Genomic DNA, 4,439 nt, shown 5'->3' with positions numbered 1-4,439 from the left:
GGGCCTAGGTACCTAGGGGCGCGGGGAACTGCGCAAAGGGGGCGAGGGGGCGCAGCCCCCATGCGTGGACGGGAACGGGTAGGGGCGGCGGGGGCGCAAACCCCCATGCGGTGACGGGCGCGTCGGGGGTTCGGGGGCGGAGCCCCCGTGGAGGTCAGGACACCGGGTGCATCCAGTTGTGGGGGTCCTTCGACACACCCCGCTGGATGTTCAGCAGCGCCTCACGCAGCTTCAGCGTGACCTCCCCCGGCCCGCCCCCACTCTGCAGCCACTCACCGCCCGCACTCTTCACCGTACCGACGGGGGTGATGACCGCCGCGGTCCCGCACGCGAACACCTCCGTGAGCGTCCCGTTCTCGGCGTCCCGCCTCCACTGGTCGCTGGAGATCCGCGCCTCCTCGGACCCGTACCCGAGGTCGCGGGCGACCGACAGGAGCGAGTCACGGGTGACGCCCTCCAGGATGGACCCGCTGAGCGTGGGCGTGACGATCCGGTCCCCGTACACGAAGTACAGGTTCATGCCGCCCAGTTCCTCGACCCACTTGTGCTCGACCGCGTCGAGGTAGCAGACCTGGTCGCACCCCTTCGCCGTGGCCTCCGCCTGCGCGAGCAGGGACGCGGCGTAGTTGCCGCCGGTCTTCGCGTCCCCCATGCCGCCGGGAACGGCCCGCACCCGGTCCTCGGACAGCCAGATGGAGACGGGCTTCACACCGCCCGGGAAGTACGCCCCGGCGGGCGACGCGATGACGATGAAGAGGTACTCGTTCGCGGGCCGCACCCCGAGACCGACCTCGGTGGCGATCATGAACGGCCGCAGGTAGAGCGACTCCTCGCCGCCGTGCGCCGGCACCCACGCCTTGTCCTGCTGGATCAGCGCGTCGCAGGCCTCGATGAAGGTCTCGACGGGCAGCTCGGGCATGGCCAGCCGACGGGCGGACGACTGGAAGCGCAGGGCGTTGCGGTCCGGACGGAACGTGGCGACCGACCCGTCGGGCTGCCGGTAGGCCTTCAGCCCCTCGAAGATCTCCTGCGCGTAGTGCAGGACGCTCGTCGCGGGGTCGAAGGAGAGCGGACCGTACGGGACGAGCTGGCCGTCGTGCCAGCCGCGGCCCTCGGTCCACTTGATCGTCACCATGTGGTCGGTGAAGTGGCGGCCGAATCCGGGGCTGGCCAGGATCGCCTCGCGCTCCGCGTCGGACAGCGGGGACGAGGAGGGCTTCAGCTCGATCGTGGGCGTCGTCATGAGTGGTTTGTCCTTCACCGGTTGTGTGTGACGGGCCGCGCTCACGCCTGTACTGCCAGTGGCCAGTGTTAGGACGTCCGAGCATGTCGTCATTTCGCGGCTCCGCGTTCGATTATCGCGCGAGATGAGCCGAATGGGGCACCACCCCTGCCACGTATGTCGTGGACGTCGCGGAGGGGGGCGAATCGGTGTGAATGCGGCCCAGGGATTGATGGTGACACCCGGCGGGGCATACGAAAAGCCGCCGGGTGCGGAAGCGACCCGGCGGCTTGGGGTGGTACCGGCGGGTCAGCCGGATACTCGGGCGGCGAGCGCGTCGCCGATCTCCTCGGTGGTACGGGTGGTGGTGCCGCGCTCCGCGAGGTCGGCGGAGACGGCGTCCTCGATGCGGGCGGCCTCGGTCTCGTAACCGAGGTGGCGCAGCAGGAGGGCGACCGACAGCACGGTGGCGCTGGGGTCGGCCTTGCCCTGGCCCGCGATGTCCGGGGCCGAGCCGTGGACGGGCTCGAACATGGACGGGAACTCGCCGCTCGGGTTGATGTTGCCGGACGCGGCGACGCCGATGCCGCCGGAGACGGCCGCGGCGAGGTCGGTGATGATGTCGCCGAAGAGGTTGTCGGTGACGATCACGTCGAAGCGGGCGGGGTCCGTGACGAGGTAGATCGTCGCGGCGTCCACGTGGATGTAGTCCGTGGTGACCTCGGGGAACTCCTCGGCCACCTTGTTGAAGGTGTTCGTCCACAGGTGGCCCGCGAAGGTGAGCACGTTGTTCTTGTGGACCAGCGTGAGCTTCTTGCGGGGGCGGGCCTGGGCGCGGGCGAAGGCGTCGCGCACGACGCGCTCGACACCGAAGGCCGTGTTCACGGAGACCTCGGTGGCGACCTCGTGCGGGGTGCCCTTGCGGATCGTGCCGCCGTTGCCGGTGTAGGGGCCTTCGGTGCCCTCGCGGACGACGACGAAGTCGATCTCCGGCTGGCCCGCGAGCGGGGTGGCGACACCCGGCAGGAGCTTCGACGGGCGCAGGTTGACGTGGTGGTCGAAGGCGAAGCGGAGCTTCAGCAGGAAGCCGCGCTCCAGGACGCCGGAGGGGACCGACGGGTCGCCGATCGCGCCGAGCAGGATGGCGTCGTGCTGCTTCAGGGCGTCGAGGTCGGCGTCGGTGAGGGTCTCACCGGTGGCGCGGTAGCGCCGGGCGCCGAAGTCGAACTCCTTGGTCTCCAGCTTCACATCCTGCGGGAGGACGGCGGAGAGGACCTTCAGGCCTTGGGCCACGACTTCCTGGCCGATGCCGTCACCGGGGATCACTGCGAGATCGATGCTGCGAGACATGTCGGCACCCTACTCCCCGTCCCACGGGATGACATGGGCCGTCCGGCATACGGACAGGGGTGGAGTGGAGCCGGGCTGCCGGAAGGTGTCCGGGGCGGGGGCCGCGCATCAACCCGTCAGCCGCCGTTCACCTGTACGTATGGCGGATGTCGGCCCGTGATGGGAAGTTCACCACCATGACCGCGCCTCCCATGGGGACACCCCCAGGACCCCCCGTCCCCGACGTCGGCATCCCGCCGCGGCTCGCACGCCGGATGAGCATGGCGGAGCAGTACGAGTACCTGCGGACGAAGTTCACCCGCCGCCGCGCCCTGGTCAGCGCGGGCGCGGTGGCCGGCGGACTGCTGGCCGGCTGCTCCGGCCCGGGGTCCGGTTCGGACGCGGCGACCCGCTCCCCCTCCCCCCTGTCCGGCGGCTCCACCCCCACCGAACGGGTGGACGGCGCGGTCGTCACCCCCTTCGGCCGCCATCTGGCCTTCGGCGCGGACCCGAGGACCCAGATGCGGATCTCCTGGCAGGTGCCGCTCACGGTCAGGAAGCCGTACGTGCGGGTGGGGCTGAAGCCCTGGGAGCTGAGCCGCAAGATCGAGGCGGAGGTGCGCGACCTGCACACCCCAGGGCTCGACGGCGTACGGCTCGCTCTCGACCAGTTCTATCTGCACGCGGCGCTCGACGGTCTGCGGCCCGGGACGACGTACTACTACGGCGTCGGCCACGAGGGGTTCGACCCGGCGTCCAAGGAACGGCACTCCACGGTCGGCTCGTTCACCACGGCGCCCGCCCGTGCGGAGAAGTTCGTGTTCACGGCCTTCGGCGACCAGGGCGTCACCCCGGACGCGCTCGCCAACGACAAGCTGATCCTCGGCCGGGAGCCCGCCTTCCATCTGCACGCGGGCGACATCTGCTACGCGGACGTGACCGGCCACGGCAAGGAGTCGGACATCTACGACCCCACCGCCTGGGACCTGTTCCTCAAGCAGACGGAGACGGTCGCGAAGACCATCCCGTGGATGGTGACGACCGGCAACCACGACATGGAGGCCTGGTACTCGCCGAACGGGTACGGCGGCCAGTCGGCGCGCTTCTCGCTCCCCGGGAACGGCTTCGACGCGAAGAACGCCCCGGGCGTCTACTCCTTCACGTACGGCAACGTCGGGATCGTGGCGCTGGACGCGAACGACGTGTCGTACGAGATCCCCGCCAACAAGGGCTACTCGGAGGGCCGGCAGACGGCCTGGCTCGACAGGCGGCTCGGGGAACTGCGCGAGGACGAGGGGATCGACTTCGTCGTGGTCTTCTTCCACCACTGCGCCTACTCGACGTCGACCCACGCCTCGGACGGCGGCGTACGGGACGCCTGGCTGCCGCTGTTCAGCAAGCACCAGGTGGATCTGGTGATCAACGGCCACAACCACGTGTACGAGCGCACCGACGCGGTCAAGAACGGCGGGGTGGGCAAGCCGGTGCCCATCGGCGCGTCGACCGATCCGACACGGGACGGGATCGTGTACGTCACGGCGGGCGGCGCGGGCAAGAGCCTGTACAGCTTCCCCTCAGGGGTGAAGGACAGCTACGAGGGGAAGATCGTCGACCGCGAGTCCGTGGACACCTACCACTGGACGAAGTCGAAGAACCAGAATCCCGACACCGTGGAGTGGTCGCGGGTGCGGTACACCGGCTACTCCTTCCTCTCCGTGGAGGCGGAGGCGGGACCGGCCCCGCGGCTCACGGTGTCGGCGCTCGCCGAGAGCGGCAAGCGCATCGACCACTTCGAGGCGAGCCCCGTACGGCTGGTCTGGCTGGCCGCACACCGCTCGCGGGCCGCGTTCACGGCGGGCGTCGGCATCGAGTACGAGTCGTTCCTGCG

The 4,439-nt window shown here is 70.0% G+C and carries 3 protein-coding genes; 1 reads left to right on the top strand and 2 read right to left on the bottom strand.

Annotated elements, in window-relative coordinates; translation table 11 throughout:
- Positions 1-154: 154 nt before the first annotated feature.
- Complete coding sequence (locus ACFWGJ_RS42335) at positions 155-1,243, bottom strand: branched-chain amino acid aminotransferase (protein WP_387334288.1); 1,089 nt, start codon at positions 1,241-1,243, stop codon at positions 155-157.
- 288 nt (positions 1,244-1,531) lie between these two features.
- Complete coding sequence (locus ACFWGJ_RS42330) at positions 1,532-2,572, bottom strand: 3-isopropylmalate dehydrogenase (RefSeq protein WP_366788147.1); 1,041 nt, start codon at positions 2,570-2,572, stop codon at positions 1,532-1,534.
- A gap of 176 nt (positions 2,573-2,748) precedes the next feature.
- Between ACFWGJ_RS42330 and ACFWGJ_RS42325 the strand changes: the two genes are divergently transcribed.
- Positions 2,749-4,439 (top strand): purple acid phosphatase family protein (locus tag ACFWGJ_RS42325; RefSeq protein ID WP_387334286.1); only part of this gene is annotated, 1,691 nt, incomplete at its 3' end.

It is taken from the genome of Streptomyces sp. NPDC060205 (genome assembly GCF_042728395.1).
Classification (GTDB): domain Bacteria; phylum Actinomycetota; class Actinomycetes; order Streptomycetales; family Streptomycetaceae; genus Streptomyces.
This window is presented reverse-complemented; position numbering and strand designations above follow the sequence as displayed.

Excerpts from the sequence above, each read along its gene's own strand:
- ACFWGJ_RS42335 (WP_387334288.1), bottom strand. The coding sequence starts at position 1,243 with ATGACGACGCCCACGATCGAGCTGAAGCCCTCCTCGTCCCCGCTGTCC.
- ACFWGJ_RS42330 (WP_366788147.1), bottom strand. The coding sequence starts at position 2,572 with ATGTCTCGCAGCATCGATCTCGCAGTGATCCCCGGTGACGGCATCGGC.